Below are 19,721 nucleotides of genomic sequence, written 5' to 3'. Positions count from 1 at the left end.
GCCGCAGCGAGCCCCACGAGCCCGCACCGACCTCCCGGTCGGTGCGGGCTCGCTGCGTCCGAGGTCACAAGTGCACAACGACATGGTGGCGAGACATTGCCATTCACATGGCGGACACAAACCATGAGTACGTTCGCGCCACATCGCCGTGGCCCGCCCCCGGGCCGCGGTCGTGCAGGGCTCACAGAGGGGTACCACACGCATGATTCGTTCGACACGTGCAGGACGTGCGCTGGCGGTCGCAGGAGTGGTCGCGCTGACGCTCACCGCCTGCAGCAGCGGTTCCGAGGACCCCGGCGACGGCGGGACCGGCGGCGAGGCCAGCGGTGAGCCGCTGAAGGTCGGCACGATCCTCCCCGTCACCGGCTCCCTCGCGCAGCTCGGTCCGCCGGAGATCGCGGGCGTGGACCTCGCGGTGAAGGAGATCAACGACGCGGGCGGCCTGTTCGGTGCCGACGTCGAGGTGCTGCACACGGACTCGTCGGACGCGCAGAACGCGTCGGTCGCGACGGCCTCGGCGCAGGAGCTCATCTCCGCGGGTGTGTCGGCGATCATCGGTGCGGCGTCCTCGTCCGTCACCAAGAACATCGTGGACGACATCACGGGCGCGGGGATCGTCCAGGTCTCCCCGGCCAACACGGCGACCGACCTGTCGGGGTACTCCGACTTCTACTTCCGCACCGCACCGCCGGACACGGTCCAGGGCGACGTGCTCGGCAACCTCATCGTCAGCGACGGGGCCAGCAACGTGGGCATCCTCGTGTTCAACGACTCCTACGGGACCTCGCTGCGCGACGTCGTCGAGGGTGTCGTCGCAGAGGCCGGCGGCACGGTCGTCTACGGCACGGCGGGCCAGGAGTTCGACCCGGCCGAGACGAACTTCGCGACGATCGTCGCGGACGCCATCGCCGCGGGCCCGGACGCCATCGCGATCCTCGCGTTCACGGACCAGACGCCCGCGATCGTGCGCGAGCTCGTCGCCCAGGGCTGGGACATGAGCAAGACGTACTTCGTCGACGGCAACCTGCAGAACTTCGGTGTCGAGGGTGACGTCGGCTTCCCGGCCGGCACGCTCGAGAACGCGCAGGGCACGCTGCCCGGCGCGTACCCCTCGGAAGAGTTCCAGGGTCGCATGCTCGAGGTCGACCCCGAGCTGAAGGACTACTCCTACGGCCCCGAGGCGTACGACGCGACGATGCTCGTCGCGCTCGCTGCACTCAAGGGCGGCGCGTCCGACGGCGAGACGATCCAGGCCAACATGGCGGCCGTCTCCGGTGCCGACGGGGGCGAGGAGTGCACCGGCTGGGAGGAGTGCTCCGCGCTCGTGGAGGACGGCCAGGACATCGCCTACCAGGCGGTCTCGGGTGTCGGACCGTTCAACGACGCCAACGACCCGTCGTCGGCGTTCATCGGCATCTACCAGTTCGGCCCGGAGAACGAGTACACGTTCAACCGCTCCGAGGAGGGTGAGGTCCCGCAGGGCTGACCTGCCGGCCTGACGTCCGCGAGAGCCCCGGAGCCATCGGCTCCGGGGCTCTCGTCGTCCGTGCAGTCCGTGCGGGGCGTGCAGGTCAGGCGGAGGGGGAGACCTCGTCGGTCGTGGGCGTCGCGCCCCGGCCCTGCTCGGCGGCGCGTGCCGCGTCGACGTCGGTGGCCAGGGTGCCGAGGTACAGCTCGATGACCTTCGGGTCGTGCATGAGCTCACGTCCGGGGCCGGAGTAGGCGTTGCGCCCCTGGTCGAGGACGTAGGCGCGGTCGCAGATCTGCAACGCTCGTCGGGCGTTCTGCTCGACGATGACGACCGACACACCCGCCTTGTTGATGCGGCGTGTGCGCAGGAAGGCCTCGTCCTGCCGCACGGGCGACAGCCCCGCGGAGGGCTCGTCGAGCAGCAGCACCGAGGGCTCGGGCATGAGCGCGCGCGCCATGGCGACCATCTGCCGCTCGCCGCCGGACAGGGCGCCGGCGCGCTGCTTGCGGCGGTTCGTCAGCTCGGGGAACAGCGAGAGGACGACCTCGAGCCGCTCGGCGAACTTGTGGGGCGTCTGGTAGACGCCCATCTGCAGGTTCTCCTCGATCGTCAGGCTCGGGAAGACGTTGTTCGTCTGCGGCACGAAGCCCACGCCGCGCTGCACGAGCGCGTCGGCGCGCAGGTTGGAGATCTCCTCGCCGGCGAGCCTCAGGCTCCCCTCACGGATCTGCACGAGCCCGAAGAGCGCCTTGAGGAGTGTCGACTTGCCGGCGCCGTTCGGGCCGATGATGCCGACCAGCTCGCCGGGGTGCAGCACGAGCGAGCACTCGTTGAGGATGTTGACGCCCGGCAGGTACCCGGCGACGAGTGCGTCGGCGTGCAGCAGCGGCTCGCCGGCGGGGGCCCCGCGGTGCAGCGTGGGCGCGGCGGTCTCGGTCACTGGGCCTTCTCCTCAGCGTCGGGTGCCAGCTCGGCATCGGCCTCGGCTTCCGCGTCGGCGTCGATGACGCCGCCCTCGTCGAGCAGAGCGTCGTCGCCGAGATCCGTGTCGTGGTGCGCGCCGAGGTAGGCGTCGATGACGGCCTGGTCGGCCATGACCTCGGACGGCGGGCCCTCCGCGACGACCCTGCCCTGGGCCATGACGACGACCCAGTCGGAGATGTGGCGGACCATGTGCATGTCGTGCTCGACGAACAGCACGGTGGTGCCGGAGTCCCGCAGATCGGTGATGTGGCCGAGCAGGGACTGCGTGAGCGCGGGGTTCACGCCAGCCATCGGCTCGTCGAGCATGACGAGCTGCGGGTCCGACATCAGGGCCCGCGCCATCTCGAGCAGCTTGCGCTGACCGCCCGACAGGGACCCGGCGAAGTCGTCCTTCTTCGCGTCGAGCTTGAAGCGCTCGAGGAGCGACATCGCCTTGTCGGTGATCTCCCGCTCGCGCGACGCCCACAGTGGCTTCACGAGCGCGGTGAACAGGCCCTCGCCCGGCTGGTCGCGCGCGCCGAGGCGCATGTTGTCGAGGACGGTCATGCGGGCGAGCGCCTTGGTGAGCTGGAAGGTCCGCACCATGCCGGCCTTCGCGACGCGGGACGCCGCGACACCGGCCAGGGGCGTGCCGTCGAAGACCCAGGAGCCGGTGTCCGGCTTGTCGAAGCCGGTCATGAGGTTGAAGAACGTGGTCTTGCCGGCGCCGTTGGGGCCGATGAGCGCCGTGATCACGTGTCGTTGGACCTCGACGTGCTCGACGTCGACGGCGTTGACGCCGCCGAAGCTGCGGCGGACGCCGTCCGCGACGAGGAGGGAGTCCGGCTTGCGGGCGCCGGGGGCGCGGGGGACGTCGGCCAGCGCGTTCCTGGCCTGCTCGACGACGTGCTCAGCGGGCATTGATCGCGAGCTCCTTCTTGTCTCCCAGGATGCCCTGGGGGCGGAAGATGATGAGCAGCATCAGCGTGACGCCCACGAGGATCCATCCGATCTGCTCGATCTGCTGGACCGACAGGACGTCGGCGGGCACGACGCCGCGCAGGAAGCCGCGCACGAAGACCAGCGCGCCCCAGAACAGCAGCGACCCGAGAACCGGGCCGAACACCGTCGCGGCACCGCCGAGCAGCAGGATCGTCCACGTGTTGAACGTGACGGGCCGGCCGAGGGAGTCGGCCTGCACCGAGCTGGCGAGGACGAACACGATGCCGCCGAGGGCGCCGAAGACACCGCCCAGGACGAGCGCCTGGAGCTTGTAGCCGTACACGTTCTTGCCGAGGGAGCGCACGGCGTCCTCGTCCTCGCGGATGCCCTTGAGGACGCGGCCCCACGGGCTGCGGACGAGCCGCCAGACCAGGAGGCACGCGAGCAGCACGAGCGACCAGCCCACGATGCGCAGCCACCACGAGTTGGAGGTGTTGGTCGCCAGCGTGATCGGCCCCAGCGACCAGCGCGCGTCGGGAAACGGGGACGCGTCCTGGAACGTGCCCTTGAACGCGTTGCCCGTCAGGCCCTCGGAGCCGCCGGTCACGTCGGTCAGGGCCGTGGAGCGCCCGATCATGCGGACGATCTCGGCGGCGGCGATCGTGACGATCGCGAGGTAGTCGCCGCGCAGCTTCAGCGTGGGCAGGCCGAGCAGCAGCGCGAAGACCACGGCGGCGACGATCGCGACGACGAAGGCGAGCCACAGCGGCGCGCCCTGGATCGTCGCGATGGCGAAGCCGTAGGCGCCCAGCAGCATGAAGCCGGCCTGGCCCATGTTGATCAGGCCCGTGAGGCCGAAGTGGATGTTGAGACCGATCGCGGCGAGCGCGTACGCGATCGCGGTCGGCCCCAGCATCTCGTTGAGGACGTTCGTGAAGAGCTGTCCGTAGTCCATGTCGGCGACCTCCCGCTAACCGATGCGCTCGGCGCGCCCGAGGATGCCCTGCGGTCGCAGCAGCAGGACGAGGATGAGGATCACGAGCGCGCTCGCGTAGCGCATGTCGCTCGGCAGCACGAGGGTCGACAGCTCGACGACCAGGCCGATGACGAGCGCACCCAGCACGGCGCCGAGCGGGGAGCCCAGTCCGCCGAGCGTGATCGCCGCGAACATCAGCAGCAGCAGCGTCGACCCGAAGTTGAAGCGCGTCGTGTTGAGGTACAGCGCGAGCAGCACGCCGCCGAGCGAGGCGAGCCCGCCGGACACGACCCACACGCGGCTGATGACCGACTCGACCTTGATGCCGGTCGCGGCCGCCAGCGCCGGGTTGTCCGACACGGCGCGCGTCGCACGACCCAGGCGGGTGCGCGAGAGCACCACGGCGACGGCGGTGAGCACGACGACCGCGATGCCCACCGACACCAGCGACTGGCCGGAGATCTGCACGGGCCCGATCTGCATACGCTGGGAGATGCCCGAGACGATGGGCGCGGGCCGGGCGCCGAACGCGAACAGGAAGCCTGACAGCATCGCCAGCGAGAGGCCGATCGTCACGATCATCTGCTGCGTGACGCCCACGCCGCGGCGCCGCAGCGGCGCGAAGATCAGCTGGTTGAGCAGCCACCCGACGAGGCCGCCGGCGACCGTCGACACGACGATCGCGAGCCAGAGCGGCAGGCCCCAGCGCTGCACGGCGAGGAATGCCGTCATGCCGCCGAGGGTCACGAGCTCGCCGTGCGCGAAGTTCGACAGGCCCGTGGTGCCGTAGATGAGGTTGGCGCCGAGCGACGCGAGCGCCAGCAGGACGCCGAAGATCGTGCCGGCGAGCACGAGCTGCGCGTACCGGTTGGTGCCGGGTCCGGCGGACGCCTCCGCGCCGGCCTCGGCCTCCGCACCGTCGTCGGCACCCGCCGCGGCGCCGCCGTCGGCGGCCGGGCTCGCCGACGGGTCGGCGCCCGTCTCCGCGGGGTCGGGGGTGGACGCCCCGGCCTGCTCGGGGCTGACGGCCTGCACGATGCGACCGGCGGAGCGGCCCAGAGCGACGGTGACGACGACCGGGTTGGCGGCCGGGTCCTTGAGGACCGTGCCGGCCGGGAGCGTCGCCTCGTCCACCGTCACGGTGTAGTCCCCCGCGGCGGTCAGGGGAACCGACACCTTGCCCGCGTCGTCGGTGGTCGCGTCGACGGGGGTGTCGCCGCCCTCGACGCGCAGCGCGACGCCGGGCGCAGGTCCGGCGCCCGGGACGGTGACCGTCACGTTGAGGCACGCGGTGGCGTCGTCCGGGCTGCAGGGGTCTGTCGCCGCGTGCGCCGCCCCGCCGCCGACGAGCGTCGACAGGGCGGTCAGGAGGGCCAGCAGCACGCCGGCACCTCCACGTCGCAGGGCGACGGCTCGGTCGCGGCATGCGACTGGTCGCACGGGGACCTCCGTCCTGAGGTGTCGGGCACGGGCAACGTGGTCGCCGCACGGGTCGGTGAGCGCTCGCCCACCGGTCAGCAGACGATAGGGAGGGATTGTGTCCTGTTCATTACGCCGACGCGAGGGTTCCCGGCCGATCGATACCGTTCGGTGCCCGAGCGCCGTGCGCGCGGGCGGTTCGTCCCGGTTCATCAGGACGTGCGACGGTGCCCACTAGGCAGCGCGGCCCTGCTGGTCCATCATCGACGTAGGACGCACGGACCGGGGGACCGCGCGGCCGATGATCCAGCTCTCGTCCCCGGGAGGCCCGCAGTGCGGCCAGGTGTCCACGTCCGACGCGCGTCGTCGTCCGACCTCGAGGACCTCGTCGACCTCTGCCTGCTCGCACGGGCGGAGTCGGGTGTAGGGCGTCAGCTGTGCACGGACGACCGCGCCCGCCTGCGCGAGCAGCTCTCGGCCCTGGCGTCGGTGCCGGAGGGGGTCGCTCTGGTCGCGACCTGCGACGGCGAGCCGGCGGGTCTCGCGCTGTGCCGCGTGCTGGGCCCCGGACCGCTCGCCGCCGCGGCGGTCCTCAGTCTCGACGCGGTCTACGTCAGGCCACAGCACCGACGCCGTGGCCTGGGCCACGCGCTCCTGCACGCCGTGGCGGAGGCGGCGGACGCCGCGGGCGCCGACGACGTGTACGCCGCACCGCTGCCCGGGTCCCGCGGCATGCAGCGGTTCCTCGCGCGTCTCGGCTTCGCGCCCGCTGCGGCGCACCGCGTCGTCAGCACGACGGCGCTGCAGCGGCGTCTCGCGCTCGACGTCCAGGTGCCGGCGCTGCGTCCCGGAGCCCGCGGTCTGGAGGACCTCATCGCCCGCCGCCGCCGTGCACGGGCGCGGGCGGCCGGCGAGCTCGAGGCCGTCCGTCAGGCCGGTGCGTCCATGAGCATGCAGGTGAGTCGCGCGGTGCATACCCGTCGCCCGTCGGCGTCCTCCACGACGACCTCGTAGGACGCCAGCGTCCGCCCGAGGTGCAGGGCGCGCGCCGTGCCGGTGACGACGCCCGTGCGGGCCGATCGGTGGTGGGTCGCGTTCAGCTCGATCCCCACCGCCATCCGTCCCGGCCCCGCGTGCGCGGCGGCCGCCAGCGACCCCAGGGTCTCGGCGAGCGCCGCGGACGCGCCGCCGTGCAGCAGGCCGTAGGGCTGGGTGTTGCCGGCCACGGGCATGGTGCCGGTCGCGCGGTCGGCGGCGACGACGGTCACCTGCACGCCCATGCGGTCGGCCAGGGTGCCGGCCACGGGCACGGCGGGAGGGTTGTCGGACATGGCAGATAGGTTGGCACCGTGAGTGCCGACCAGCCAGCGACCAGCACCTCGACGACCCCGCGCCTGCTCCTCATCGACGGGCACTCGATGGCCTACCGCGCGTTCTTCGCGCTGCCGGTCGAGAACTTCTCGACGTCGTCCGGGCAGCCGACGAACGCGGTGTTCGGGTTCACCTCGATGCTCGCCAACCTGCTGCGCGACGAGGAGCCGACGCACGTGGCGGTCGCGTTCGACGCCGGGCGCACCACGTTCCGCACCGAGCGGCTCGAGTCCTATAAGGGCAACCGCTCCGCGACGCCCGAGCCGTTCCGCGGCCAGGTCGACGTCATCCGCCAGCTCCTCGCGACGATGCACGTGCAGGTGCTCGACAAGCCCGGCTTCGAGGCCGACGACATCCTCGCGACCCTGACGGCCCAGGCCGGCGAGCAGGGCATGGAGGTCCTCGTCTGCTCGGGCGACCGTGACACGTTCCAGCTGGTCGGGCCGCAGGTCACCGTCCTGTACCCCGTGCGGGGCGTGTCGGAGATGTCGCGCATGACCCCCGAGGCGGTCGAGGCGAAGTACGGTCTGCCGCCCGCGCGCTACCCGGACCTCGCCGCGCTCGTGGGGGAGACGAGCGACAACCTGCCCGGCGTCCCCGGCGTCGGCCCCAAGACGGCCGCCAAGTGGATCACGCAGTACGACGGCCTGGCCGGCGTGCTCGAGAACGCCGAGCGCATCACCGGCAAGGCCGGCGAGTCGCTGCGCGCGAACCTCGCGCAGGTCGCGCTCAACCGCGAGCTCAACGAGCTGCGGACCGACCTCGACCTGCCGCTCGGACCCGAGGACCTCGCGGTCCGCCCGTGGGACCGGGCGGCCCTGCACCAGATGCTCGACGAGCTCGAGTTCCGCACGCTGCGGGACCGGCTCTTCGCGATGCTCCCGGACGAGTCCCGTGACGAGCGCGTCGCGACCGTCGCGGCGCTCGACCTCGTCGAGACGGGCGTGGGCGGTCTCGGTGCCTGGCTGGACGCGCGCGTCGACCAGGTCCTCGGCCTCGACGTGCGCGGAACGGGCGCCCCGGGGCGCGGTGACGCGTGGGGCGTCGCGGTCGCCGACGGTGCCGGTCAGGCCGTGGCCTACGACCTCACCGCGATCGACCCTGCGGACGAGACGGCTCTCGCCGCCTGGCTGGCGGACCCGCAGCGACCCAAGGCGCTGCACGCCGCCAAGGAGGCGTCGCACGCGCTCGCGGGCCGCGGCCTGGACCTCGAGGGCGTCACGTTCGACACCGAGCTGGCGGCGTACCTGTGCCAGCCGGACCGGCGCGCGTACGACCTGCCGGACCTCGCGATCGGCTACCTGCGCCGCGAGCTCGGTGGCGACGACGGCTCGTCGGCCGGCCAGGGCGCGCTCGACCTCGAGGTGGACGGGGCCGACGAGGGTCGCCGGGCCGCCGTGCGGGCCGCTGCCGTGCGGGACCTCGTCGACGTCCTCGGCGGTGAGGTCGCCGATCGTGGGGCCACGACGCTGCTGTCGGACCTCGAGCTCCCGCTGCAGGCCGTGCTCGCCCGCCTCGAGCGCACCGGCATCGCGATCGACCACGCGTACCTCTCGGGACTCGAGCGCGAGTTCGACGGCCAGGTGCAGGGGGCGGCCGCCGACGCGTACGCGGTCATCGGCCGCGAGGTGAACCTCGGCTCGCCGAAGCAGCTCCAGGAGGTGCTGTTCGACCAGCTCAGGATGCCGAAGACCAAGCGCATCAAGACCGGCTACACGACGGACGCCAACGCCCTCACCGACCTGTTCGCGCGCACCGGGCACCCCTTCCTCGAGCACCTGCTGGCGCACCGCGACGCCATCCGGCTGCGCCAGACGGTCGAGGGGCTGCTGCGGTCCGTCGCCGACGACGGTCGCATCCGCACGACGTTCCAGCAGACCATCGCGGCGACCGGCCGGCTGTCCTCGGCGGACCCGAACCTGCAGAACATCCCGATCCGCACCGACGCGGGCCGGCAGATCCGCCGGGCATTCGTCGTGGGCCCCGGCTACGCGACGCTCCTGACCGCCGACTACTCCCAGATCGAGATGCGCATCATGGCGCACCTGTCGGGCGACGAGGGGCTCATCGCGGCGTTCCGCTCGGGGGAGGACCTGCACAGCTACGTGGGCTCGCGGGTGTTCGGCGTGCCCACGGACGAGGTCACACCGACGATGCGGTCGAAGATCAAGGCGATGAGCTACGGCCTGGCGTACGGCCTGTCGTCGTACGGGCTCTCGCAGCAGCTCGCGATCGAGGTGTCGGAGGCGGCGGCGCTCATGACGGACTACTTCGAGCGGTTCGGCGGCGTGCGCGACTACCTGACCGGCGTCGTGGACCAGGCCCGCGCGACGGGCTACACCGCGACGGTCCTCGGCCGACGCCGCTACCTTCCGGACCTCACGAGCGACAACCGCCAGCGTCGCGAGGCCGCCGAGCGCATGGCGCTCAACGCGCCGATCCAGGGCAGCGCGGCGGACCTCATCAAGGTCGCGATGCTCGGCGTCGACGGTGAGCTCACCCGTCGGGGGCTGCGCTCGCGGATGCTCCTGCAGGTGCACGACGAGCTGGTGCTCGAGGTCGCCGAGGGTGAGCGCGAGGAGGTCGAGGAACTCGTCCGGACGCAGATGGCGGCGGCGGGCAGCGGCCTGCCCGACGGCCCGCTGGACGTCCCCCTCGACGTCTCCGTGGGCGTCGGCGAGAGCTGGCACGCTGCCGGGCACTGACGAGCGCGGGGAAGTTCGGCGCGGCGGGCGCGCGCGCACCACACGGCGCCACCGGCGACGGCGCGGCGGGTCACCGGATCGCGTGACTCTGGTTGCGCCCGCCGACACGCCGACGAAGTTTCGTGCCCGGATGTCTGGAAAAGTCGGGGTGACCTAGGCCACAGTGGTCCCCCTGACGGCGACGACGCCGTCCGGCCCAGTGGAGGTGCACGTGTCCGACAGCGCCACGGAGACCGACTACCAGCGCGTCCAACGATCCCCCGAGTTCCAGGACCTGCGGCGCAGGTTCCGCAACTTCGTCTTCCCCATGACCGCGTTCTTCCTCGCGTGGTACTTCCTGTACGTCCTGCTCGCCAACTACGCGCCCGACTTCATGAGCCAGCGGGTCAGCGGGAACATCACCGTCGGTCTGCTGTTCGGCCTCGGGCAGTTCGTCTCGACGTTCGTCATCACCATGACGTACGCGCGGTGGGCCAACCAGAAGCAGGACGCCGTCGCCGAGAACCTGCGCGAGCACATCGAGAACGGTGCGCTCATCGACGGCGACGCGTCGCGTCGCGGTGAGGGGAGCCCCGCATGAGCCGTTACGACGTCGTCCTCGCAGCGACCGCCGACGGCGGGCAGGTCGGGGACCCCGTGGTCAACATCGCCATCTTCGGTGCGTTCGTCCTGGTGACGCTCGTCATCGTGTTCCGCGCGTCGCGCAACAACAAGACGGCCGCCGACTACTACGCGGCCGGTCGCTCCTTCACCGGTCCGCAGAACGGCACCGCGATCGCGGGCGACTACCTGTCCGCCGCGTCGTTCCTCGGGATCTGCGGCGCTATCGCGATCTACGGCTACGACGGGTTCCTCTACTCCATCGGGTTCCTCGTCGCGTGGCTCGTGGCGCTCCTGCTCGTGGCGGAGCTCCTGCGCAACACCGGGCGCTTCACGATGGCCGACGTGCTGTCGTTCCGGCTCCGCCAGCGCCCGGTGCGCCTCGCGGCAGCGATCTCGACGCTCGCGGTCGTGTTCTTCTACCTGCTGGCGCAGATGGCCGGCGCGGGCGGCCTCGTCGCGCTGCTGCTCGGCATCGACGGTGTCGCGGGCCAGGGTCTGGTCATCGCCGTCGTGGGCGCGCTGATGATCCTCTACGTCCTGGTGGGCGGCATGAAGGGCACCACCTGGGTGCAGATCATCAAGGCGATCCTGCTCATCGCGGGCGCCGGGATCATGACGATCTGGGTGCTCGCGAGGTACGGGTTCGACCTGTCGGCGCTCCTGCAGGGCGCGATCGACGCCGGGGGCGAGGAAGGCAGCAAGCTCATCGAGCCGGGCAAGCAGTACGGCGCGTCCGCCCTGACGCAGCTCAACTTCCTGTCGCTGGCCCTCGCGCTGGTCCTCGGCACGGCCGGTCTGCCGCACGTGCTCATGCGCTTCTACACGGTGCCGTCCGCCAAGGAGGCCCGGCGCTCGGTCGTCTGGGCGATCTGGCTCATCGGGATCTTCTACCTGTTCACGCTCGTGCTGGGCTACGGCGCCGGAGCGATCGTCGGCCCGGAGACGATCATGGCCTCGCCCGGCAAGGCGAACTCGGCGGCACCCCTGCTCGCCTACGAGCTCGGCGGGGTCTTCCTGCTCGGCATCATCTCGGCCGTCGCGTTCGCCACGATCCTCGCGGTCGTCGCCGGCCTGACGATCACCGCCGCGGCGTCGTTCGCGCACGACATCTACGCGTCGGTCATCAAGAAGGGGCAGGTCGCCCCCGACGGCGAGGTGCGCGTCGCGCGGATCACGGTGCTGGTCATCGGTGGTCTGGCCATCGTCGGCGGCATCTTCGCCAACGGCCAGAACGTCGCGTTCCTCGTGGCCCTCGCCTTCGCGGTCGCCGCGTCGGCCAACCTGCCGACGATCATCTACTCGCTGTTCTGGAAGCGGTTCAACACCGCCGGCGCGCTGTGGAGCATGTACGGCGGGCTCATCTCGTGCGTGCTGCTCATCGCCTTCTCGCCGGTCGTGTCCGGCAAGGTCGACCCGACCACCGGTGCCAGCCTGTCGATGATCCGCGACACGTCCATCGACTTCGCGATCTTCCCTCTCGAGAACCCGGGCATCATCTCGATCCCGCTCGCGTTCCTGCTCGGGATCGTCGGGACGCTGCTGTCCAAGGAGCAGCCGCACCCGGAGAAGTTCGCCGAGATGGAGGTCCGCTCGCTCACGGGTGCCGGGGCCGAGAAGGCCTCGGTGCACTAGTCAGGAGGGGGGCCGGTGCGCCCGCACCACGAGCGTCCCGGGCAACCGGGCGCCGCGCACCGGCCCCCAGCCGCCCCACACCCGGTCGTGCCCGGCGGGCCACTCGGGCTCGACGAGGCCGTCCAGCACGAACCCTGCCGTGACCACGTCGGCGACGTGGTCGGCCACCGTGCGGTGGTACTCGGCGTAGAGCACGTGTCCGTCGGCGGCCTGCTCGACATAGGGGCGCCGGTCGAAGTAGGAGCGGGTCGCCGTCAGGCCCGCCGGCCCCGGGTCGTCGGGGAAGGCCCACCGCACGGGGTGGGTCACCGAGAAGACCCACCGCCCGCCGGGTCGCAGCACGCGCGCCACCTCGGCGTGCACGCGGTCGGGGTCCGGCACGAACGGCAGCGCACCGAATGCGGTGAACACCACGTCGAAGCACGCGTCGGCGAACGGCAGGGCGCGCGCGTCGGCCTGCACCAGCGGCGTGCGCGTCCCGGTGGCCGCGTCGAGGCGCGCCGCAGCGGCGAGCATCCCGCCGGAGACGTCGGTCGCGACCGCGTCGACGCCCTCGCCCCGCAGCCAGCGGGTGCCCTGCGCGGCGCCGGCGCCGACCTCGAGGACGCGCGCGCCGCGCACGTCGCCCAGCAGGCGGGCCTGCGACTCGCGCAGCCCTTCCGGGCACCACAGCAGGTCGGCCGGGCCGAGGAAGTCCCCGTGCTCGTCGAGGTAGTCCTGCGCGTTGGCGTCCCACCAGCCGCGGGCGGCGCGTCCGCCCTGGGTGTCGGGGACCTCGCGGTACCCGGCCGCGGCCAGCGCGTCGTCGGGCGATTCGTCCGGCATGGTGCCAGTCTGTCGGTGCCCAGTCCGTACCGGTGCGTAACAACCGCGTGACACGCCGCGCCTAGCGTTCACCCGGTTCGGCGTGAGGCGCGGTGCACGACCACGCCCAGACGAGAGGTGGCAGCTGTGAGGACCAGATGGCAGATCGTCGCGGGCGGCCTCGCGGCGGGGCTCGCCCTGACCGCGTGCGCGGCCAGCGACCGGGACCCCGACGCGAGCTCCGACGGCACGAGCGGCGGTGGCCGCAGCACGTTCATCTTCGCGGCGTCCGGAGACCCGGCGTCGCTCGACCCGGCGTTCGCGAGCGACGGGGAGTCGTTCCGCGTGGCGCGCCAGATCTTCGAGGGACTCGTCGGCGTCGAGCCCGGCACGGCCGACCCCGCGCCGCTGCTCGCCGAGTCGTGGGAGGTCAGCGACGACGGTCTCGAGTACACCTTCGACCTCAAGGAGGGCGTGACGTTCCACGACGGCACCCCGTTCGACGCCGAGGCCGTGTGCTTCAACTTCGAGCGGTGGAACAACTTCACGGGCGTCCTGCAGTCCGAGTCGCTGTCCTACTACTGGCAGAAGGTCAACGGCGGGTTCGCGAGCAGCGACGTCGCCGGCCTCGACGGCACGGGCAAGTACGAGTCGTGCGAGGCACCCGACGCCGGCACCGCGGTGATCCGCCTGCGTTCCCCGCTGCCGGAGCTGGTCTCGGCGCTGTCGCTGCCGGCCTTCTCCATGCAGTCACCCACGGCGCTGCAGGAGTACGACGCGGACGGCGTGACGGGCGACGGCGAGGCGCCGGTGCTGCCCGAGTACGCCACGAGCCACCCGACAGGCACCGGGCCCTACGTCTTCGAGTCGTGGAGCCCGGGCGAGGAGGTCGTGCTCTCGGCCTACGACGAGTACTGGGGCGAGCAGGGCCAGATCACGCGCATCGTGTTCCCGATCATCTCGGACGCGACCGCGCGCCGGCAGGCCCTGCAGGCCGGTGACATCGACGGCTACGACCTGGTCGGCCCGGCCGACGTCGTCGCCCTCGAGGAGGCCGGCTTCCAGATCGTCGACCGCGAGCCGTTCAACGTGCTGTACCTCGGCATGAACCAGGCGAACCCCGACCTGGCCGACCTCAAGGTCCGCCAGGCCATCGCGCACGCGATCAACAAGGAGGCGCTCGTCGCGCAGACGCTGCCGGAGGGCACCGAGGTCGCGACGAACTTCGTGCCGCCGTCGGTCGCGGGCTGGAACGCCGACGTGACGACGTACGAGTACGACCCCGACAAGGCGCGCGCGCTGCTCGCGGAGGCCGGGAAGCCGGACCTCACGATCGACTTCAACTACCCGACCAACGTGTCACGGCCGTACATGCCGACGCCCGAGCAGGTGTTCACCGCGATCACCGCCGACCTCGAGGCCGTGGGCATCACCGTGAACGCCGTGCCGGACCCGTGGAACCCGGAGTACCTCGACAAGATCCAGGGCGGGTCGGACCACGGGCTGCACCTGCTCGGGTGGACCGGGGACTACAACGACACCTACAACTTCATCGGGGTGTTCTTCGGCGGTCCGTCGAACGAGTGGGGCTTCGACAACGCCGAGCTGTTCCAGGCGATCAACGACGCCCGGTACGTCGCGGACATCGACGCGCAGCAGGAGGCCTACGAGGCGGCGAACGCCGCGATCCTCGACTTCCTGCCGGGCGTCCCGCTGGCGCACCCCGTGCCGTCGCTCGCGTTCAAGGCCGACGTCCAGGGCTACCCGGCCTCGCCGGTGCAGGACGAGGTCTACAACGTGATCACCCTCGGCAGCTGAGGAGCTCCACCCACCGATGACCCGACTGATCCTGCGGCGCCTCGCGCTGCTCGTCCCGACCCTCCTCGGGTTGTCGGTCCTGCTGTTCCTGTGGGTGCGCGCCCTCCCGGGAGGGCCGGCGACGGCCCTCCTGGGGGAGCGCGCGACCCCGGAGGCGGTGGAGCGGATCAACCAGCTCTACGGCTTCGACCGGCCGCTGCCGCAGCAGTACGTGCAGTGGCTCGGCCAGCTCCTGCAGGGCAACTTCGGCGTCTCGACCCGCACCGGGCGGCCGGTGCTCGACGAGTTCTGGGCGCGGTTCCCGGCGACGGTCGAGCTGTCGCTCGTCGCGCTCGTCGTCGCCGTCGGCCTCGGCGTCCCGCTGGGCTACCTCGCCGCGCGGCGGCAGGGGCGCCTCGTCGACCACGTCGCCGTCGTCACGTCGCTGCTCGGCGTGACGGTCCCCGTGTTCTTCCTGGCGTTCCTGCTCAAGTGGCTCTTCGCGGTGCAGCTCGGCTGGTTCCCGTCGAGCGGGCGGCAGGACCCCGCGATGATCGCGACGCACCCGACGCGCTTCTACGTGCTCGACGGGTTGATGACACGCGAGTGGGACGCGAGCTGGGACGCGCTGCTGCACCTCGTGCTGCCCGCCCTCGCGCTCGGCACCATCCCGCTGGCGATCATCGCGCGCATCACGCGCGCCTCCGTCATCGACGTGCAGCACGCCGACTACGTGCGCACCGCGCGCGCCAAGGGCCTGTCACCCGCGCACGTGCGCAGCCGCGTGATCCTGCACAACGCGATGCTGCCGGTGTCCACGACGATCGGCCTGCAGGTGGGTCTGCTGCTGTCCGGCGCCGTGCTCACCGAGACCGTCTTCGCGTTCCCCGGCATCGGCAAGTTTCTCGCCGACGCCGTCTTCAACCTCGACTACGCGGTGCTGCAGGGCTTCATCCTGCTCATCGCCGTGGTCTACGCCCTGGTGAACCTGGCGGTGGACGTGTCGTACGGCCTGATCGACCCGAGGATGAGGACGCGATGAGCGCACCCGAGGTGTACGAGGTCCCGCAGCCTCCCGTGGATGGCGGCGAGGCGCTGGCCGAGGACCGCCGCGCGGGCGAGGCGCTGTGGCGCGTCGCGGCGCGCCGGCTCGCCCGCAACCCCGCCGCGATCCTCGGCGTCGCGATCGTCGTGGCGTTCGTGCTCGTGGCGCTGCTCGCACCCGTGCTCGCCCCGTACGGCGCCGGTGAGCTGCCGGGACGGGCGGACGTGCGCCCGACCTTCATCCCCGGCCCGTCTGCGGACCATCCGCTGGGTCTCGACCGGTACGGCGCCGACGTGCTGTCCCAGCTCATCTGGGGCGCGCGGGCCTCCCTGCTCATCGGCGTCCTGGCGACGCTGCTCGGGCTGGCCGGCGGCATGCTCGTCGGGCTGCTCGCCGGCGCGTTCGGCGGTGGGGTGGACTCCGCCGCGATGCGGCTGGTCGACCTCATGCTCGCGGTGCCCAGCCTGCTGCTCGCGGTGTCGATCGCGGCGATCGCGGGCCAGACCCCGTCGGCCGTCGTCATCGCGATCGGTGTCGTGCAGGTGCCGGTGTTCGCACGGCTGCTCCGTGGCTCGATGCTCGCGCAGATGGGGCAGGACTACGTGCTGGCAGCGCGTTCGCTCGGGCTGTCGCGGCGCACCGTCACGATGAGCCACGTGCTGCCCAACAGCGTGTCGCCCGTCATCGTGCAGGCGACGCTGCTGCTGGCGACCGCGGTCATCGAGGCGGCAGCGCTGTCGTTCCTCGGCCTGGGCGGCGGTTCGCCGACCACGGCGGAGTGGGGGCGCATGCTCGTCGCGGCGCAGAACGAGCTCGAGATCGCGCCGCGGCTCGCCCTGTGGCCCGGCGTGTGCATCTCCGTGACGGCCCTGGGCTTCACGCTGTTCGGCGAGGCGCTGCGTGAGGCGCTCGACCCACGATCGAGGAGGCGGTGAGCGTGACGAGCGCACCCGAGAACGACGCCGGCGCGCCGCTGCTGAGCATCCGTGACCTCGAGGTCACGTTCCGCACCGAGGCAGGGCCGGCGACCGCGCTGCGAGGGGTCTCGTTCGACGTGCACCCGGGCGAGACGGTCGCGGTCGTGGGGGAGTCGGGGTCCGGCAAGTCCACCACCGCAGCCGCCGTGATCGGGCTGCTCGCGGGCAACGGCGCGGTGACCGGAGGGCAGATCCTGTTCGACGGCCAGGACCTCGTCGCGCTCGGGCCCGACGGCGTCGCCGCGCTGCGGGGCACCCGGATCGGCATGGTGCCGCAGGACCCGATGTCGAACCTCAACCCCGTGCGCCGCGTGGGCGCTCAGGTCGACGAGACCCTCGAGGACAACGGCGTGGTCCGCGGGCGTGGCGTGCGGGAGCGGAGCGTCGAGCTGCTGACCGAGGCGGGCCTGCCCGACGCCGTCGCGCGCGCACGGCAGTACCCGCACGAGTTCTCCGGCGGCATGCGCCAGCGCGCCCTCATCGCCATGGGTCTTGCGGCGCGTCCCCAGCTGCTCATCGCGGACGAGCCGACCTCGGCCCTCGACGTCACGGTGCAGCGCACGATCCTCGACGGCCTCACCGGGCTCACCGACCGGCTGGGCGTCGCCGTGCTGCTCATCACGCACGACCTGGGCCTCGCGGCCGAGCGCGCCGACAAGGTCGTGGTCATGTACCAGGGGGAGGTCGTCGAGCAGGGCGACGCCAGCAGCCTGCTCACCGACCCGCAGCACGAGTACACCCGCCGCCTGCTCGCTGCGGCGCCGTCGCTCGCGTCGCGTCGCATCGAGCTCGCGCGGCACCGGGGCGACGTCGCGGGCGCGGCCGACGGCGACGTGCCGACCGCACCTGCCCACGCCGCCGAGGGGGCCACGACGCCCCCGGTGGTGGAGGTCGAGCGCGTCACGAAGGTGTTCCCCGTGCGCGGGCGCGGGCTGCTGGGGCGCTCGACCCCGTTCACCGCCGTCGACGACGTCAGCCTCGCCGTTCCTCGGGGCCGGACGCTGGCGGTCGTGGGGGAGTCCGGGTCGGGCAAGTCCACGCTCGCGCGCATGATGCTGGGGCTGCTCGAGCCGACGTCGGGGCGCATCCGCTTCGACGGCGAGGACGTGGGCGGGCGGGGTCGCGCGGCGGAGGTGGCGTTCCGCCGCCGGGTCCAGCCGATCTTCCAGGACCCGTACGCGTCCCTCGACCCGCTGTTCACCGTGTATCGCACCGTGGAGGAGCCGCTGCGCGCCCACGGCACGGGGGACCGGCTCGAGCGGCGGGCCCGGGTGCGCGACCTCATGGACCAGGTCGCCCTGCCGCACGACCTGCTGCGCCGTTACCCCGCGGAGCTGTCCGGCGGTCAGCGTCAGCGCGTGGCCATCGCCCGGGCGCTGGCGCTGCACCCCGAGCTCGTCGTGTGCGACGAAGCGGTGTCGGCGCTGGACGTGGTCGTGCAGGCGCAGATCCTGCAGCTGCTGGCGGACCTGCAGGAGCGGCTCGGCCTGACGTACGTCTTCATCAGCCACGACCTGGCCGTCGTGCGGCAGATCGCGCACGAGGTGGTCGTCATGCAGTCCGGCCGCGTCGTCGAGCACGGGACCGTCGACGACGTGTTCGACGCCCCGCGCACGGAGTACACGCGGACGCTGCTCGACGCCATCCCTGGTCGGGACCTTGACCTCGGTCGGTCCGCCTGAGCAGGTCGGGGACGGTCCCGACCGGGACCTGAGGTGCACCACGGGGCCCGCCGGGGTGGCTAGGGTGGGCGCCGGTGCGCGTCGGAGCGCGCCGGCCCCCACGCACCTGGCGGGGGTGACCCCTGCGAACGAGGAGCTCCAGCGTGCGAGTCGGTCTGCTGACCGGTGGCGGTGACGTCCCCGGCCTGAACGCCGCGATCCGTGCGGTCGTCAAGCGGGGGGAGGGCGAGCACGGACACTCGATCATCGGCTTCCGCAACGGGTGGAAGGGCGTCGTCGACGGCGACGTCATGCCGCTGTCGCGCCGCGACATCCGCAACGTGCTGCCGACCGGTGGCACGCTGCTGGGCACGGCGCGGTACCACCCCCACGCGTCGGACGGCGGCCTGGAGGCCGCGCTGGCCACGCTCGAGGCCGAACGCATCGAGGCGCTGATCTGCATCGGCGGCGACGGCACGCTGAACGCCGCGAGCAAGGTGGCCGAGGCGGGCGTGAAGGTCGTCGGCATCCCCAAGACCATCGACAACGACGTGTGGGCGACCGACGCGTCCATCGGCTTCGACACCGCGGTGAGCATCGCCACCGAGGCGATCGACCGGATCCACACGACCGCCGAGTCGCACAACCGCGTGATGATCGTCGAGGTCATGGGCCGGCACGCGGGGTGGATCGCCGTCACGTCGGGCATCGCAGGCGGCGCCGAGCTCGTGCTCGCCCCCGAGGAGCCGTTCGACATCACGCGGATCGAGAAGTTCCTCAAGCACCGCCACCGTGCGCACGCGAGCTTCTCGATCGTCGTCGTCGCCGAGGGCGCGGTGCCGGCCGAGGGCACCTCGATGCACTACGAGACGCAGGTCGGCAAGTTCGGCGAGATCGTCGCCGGCGCGATCGGCGAGCGGCTCAAGGTCGAGATCGAGCAGCGCACGGGCTTCGACACGCGCGTCACCGTGCTGGGGCACACGCAGCGCGGCGGCATCCCGACCGCGGCCGACCGCATCCTCGCCTCGCGCTTCGGGGTCGCAGCGATCGACGCGGTGACGGCCGGCACGACCAACGTCATGACGGCGATCCGCGGCGAGGAGGTCGTGCTCGTGCCGCTGTCGCAGGTGGCGGGCAAGGTCAAGTACGTGCCGCAGGACCTGCTGACCGTGGCGCGCGCGCTGGCCTGACGCCCCTTTGCCTGTGCGGCCGGCCACCCGATAGGGTGGACGGCGGTGCCGCGCGTCCTCGTGCGCACCCATCCTCGTTCTCCCCCCGCGCGCCCACGGCGTCGGGAGGGCGCCCGGGGCGCAGTACGAGCCGTGGCGCCCGTGCCACGGACCATCCCTGTCCGC

At 72.1% G+C, this 19,721-nt stretch carries 16 protein-coding genes; 10 read left to right on the top strand and 6 right to left on the bottom strand.

Features of this window, described 5'->3' with window-relative positions; all coding sequences use genetic code 11:
* The first annotated feature begins 202 nt into the window (after positions 1-202).
* Complete coding sequence (locus tag CFLA_RS10000) at positions 203-1,486, top strand: ABC transporter substrate-binding protein (protein WP_043598975.1); 1,284 nt, start codon at positions 203-205, stop codon at positions 1,484-1,486.
* Positions 1,487-1,571: 85 nt separating this feature from the next.
* Here CFLA_RS10000 and CFLA_RS09995 read toward each other — a convergent pair whose 3' ends face one another.
* Genes CFLA_RS09995 through CFLA_RS09980 form a run of 4 tightly spaced genes read right to left on the bottom strand, consistent with a single transcriptional unit; the run spans position 1,572 to position 5,735 of the window.
* Positions 1,572-2,411 (bottom strand): ABC transporter ATP-binding protein, encoded by an 840-nt coding sequence (locus tag CFLA_RS09995; RefSeq protein ID WP_013117204.1) that lies wholly within the window; start codon positions 2,409-2,411, stop codon positions 1,572-1,574.
* On the bottom strand, positions 2,408-3,355 hold the full coding sequence (locus tag CFLA_RS09990; RefSeq protein ID WP_013117203.1) for an ABC transporter ATP-binding protein: 948 nt from the start codon (positions 3,353-3,355) through the stop codon (positions 2,408-2,410). Before CFLA_RS09990 ends, CFLA_RS09995 begins: the two co-directional genes overlap by 4 nt.
* Positions 3,345-4,331, bottom strand: coding sequence for a branched-chain amino acid ABC transporter permease (locus CFLA_RS09985; protein ID WP_013117202.1), 987 nt, complete (start codon positions 4,329-4,331; stop codon positions 3,345-3,347). The genes CFLA_RS09990 and CFLA_RS09985 overlap by 11 nt, the downstream gene beginning before the upstream one ends.
* Positions 4,332-4,346: 15 nt before the next feature.
* A complete protein-coding gene (locus CFLA_RS09980; RefSeq protein WP_013117201.1) occupies positions 4,347-5,735 on the bottom strand; it encodes a branched-chain amino acid ABC transporter permease in 1,389 nt (462 codons plus the stop codon).
* Positions 5,736-6,104: 369 nt separating this feature from the next.
* On the opposite strand from CFLA_RS09980, the gene CFLA_RS09975 reads away from it, so the two are divergent.
* Positions 6,105-6,785 (top strand): GNAT family N-acetyltransferase, encoded by a 681-nt coding sequence (locus CFLA_RS09975; RefSeq protein WP_013117200.1) that lies wholly within the window; start codon positions 6,105-6,107, stop codon positions 6,783-6,785.
* Here CFLA_RS09975 and CFLA_RS09970 read toward each other — a convergent pair.
* Positions 6,701-7,102 carry a hotdog fold thioesterase gene (locus CFLA_RS09970; RefSeq protein ID WP_013117199.1) on the bottom strand — a complete coding sequence of 134 codons (402 nt, stop codon included), beginning with the start codon at positions 7,100-7,102 and terminating at the stop codon, positions 6,701-6,703. The two genes, CFLA_RS09975 and CFLA_RS09970, sit on opposite strands and share 85 nt — an antisense overlap.
* A gap of 18 nt (positions 7,103-7,120) precedes the next feature.
* On the opposite strand from CFLA_RS09970, the gene polA reads away from it, so the two are divergent.
* The 3 genes from polA (at position 7,121) to CFLA_RS09955 (ending at position 12,082) form a co-directional block, all read left to right on the top strand.
* A complete protein-coding gene (polA, locus tag CFLA_RS09965) occupies positions 7,121-9,847 on the top strand; it encodes a DNA polymerase I (protein ID WP_013117198.1) in 2,727 nt (908 codons plus the stop codon).
* A gap of 211 nt (positions 9,848-10,058) precedes the next feature.
* Positions 10,059-10,427 (top strand): DUF485 domain-containing protein, encoded by a 369-nt coding sequence (locus CFLA_RS09960; protein WP_013117197.1) that lies wholly within the window; start codon positions 10,059-10,061, stop codon positions 10,425-10,427.
* Entirely contained in the window at positions 10,424-12,082 is a 1,659-nt protein-coding gene (locus tag CFLA_RS09955; protein WP_013117196.1) for a solute symporter family protein, read from the top strand. Before CFLA_RS09960 ends, CFLA_RS09955 begins: the two co-directional genes overlap by 4 nt.
* On the opposite strand, the gene CFLA_RS09950 is transcribed toward CFLA_RS09955, so the two are convergent.
* Positions 12,083-12,907 (bottom strand): class I SAM-dependent methyltransferase, encoded by an 825-nt coding sequence (locus CFLA_RS09950; RefSeq protein WP_013117195.1) that lies wholly within the window; start codon positions 12,905-12,907, stop codon positions 12,083-12,085. It abuts the gene before it with no gap.
* A 126-nt stretch (positions 12,908-13,033) separates the two neighbouring features.
* Here CFLA_RS09950 and CFLA_RS09945 point away from each other — a divergent pair, with 126 nt between their 5' ends.
* The 5 genes from CFLA_RS09945 to CFLA_RS09925 all read left to right on the top strand — a co-directional run bounded on the left by CFLA_RS09945 (position 13,034) and on the right by CFLA_RS09925 (position 19,556).
* The gene (locus CFLA_RS09945) at positions 13,034-14,704 is read left to right on the top strand and encodes an ABC transporter substrate-binding protein (protein ID WP_013117194.1); all 1,671 of its coding nucleotides are present in this window, start codon (positions 13,034-13,036) and stop codon (positions 14,702-14,704) included.
* A 16-nt stretch (positions 14,705-14,720) separates the two neighbouring features.
* Positions 14,721-15,725 (top strand): ABC transporter permease, encoded by a 1,005-nt coding sequence (locus tag CFLA_RS09940; RefSeq protein WP_013117193.1) that lies wholly within the window; start codon positions 14,721-14,723, stop codon positions 15,723-15,725.
* Entirely contained in the window at positions 15,722-16,663 is a 942-nt protein-coding gene (locus tag CFLA_RS09935; RefSeq protein WP_013117192.1) for an ABC transporter permease, read from the top strand. The genes CFLA_RS09940 and CFLA_RS09935 overlap by 4 nt, the downstream gene beginning before the upstream one ends.
* Before the next feature lie 2 nt (positions 16,664-16,665).
* Positions 16,666-18,387, top strand: a complete 1,722-nt coding sequence (locus tag CFLA_RS09930) for an ABC transporter ATP-binding protein (protein ID WP_013117191.1) — start codon at positions 16,666-16,668, stop codon at positions 18,385-18,387.
* Between the two features lie 143 nt (positions 18,388-18,530).
* Complete coding sequence (locus CFLA_RS09925; RefSeq protein ID WP_013117190.1) at positions 18,531-19,556, top strand: 6-phosphofructokinase; 1,026 nt, start codon at positions 18,531-18,533, stop codon at positions 19,554-19,556.
* The last annotated feature ends 165 nt before the right edge of the window (positions 19,557-19,721 follow it).

The organism is Cellulomonas flavigena DSM 20109 (assembly GCF_000092865.1).
GTDB classification, from domain to species: Bacteria; Actinomycetota; Actinomycetes; order Actinomycetales; family Cellulomonadaceae; genus Cellulomonas; species Cellulomonas flavigena.
Note: the sequence above shows the minus strand (reverse complement) of the source record. Positions and strands in the feature narration are given on the sequence as shown.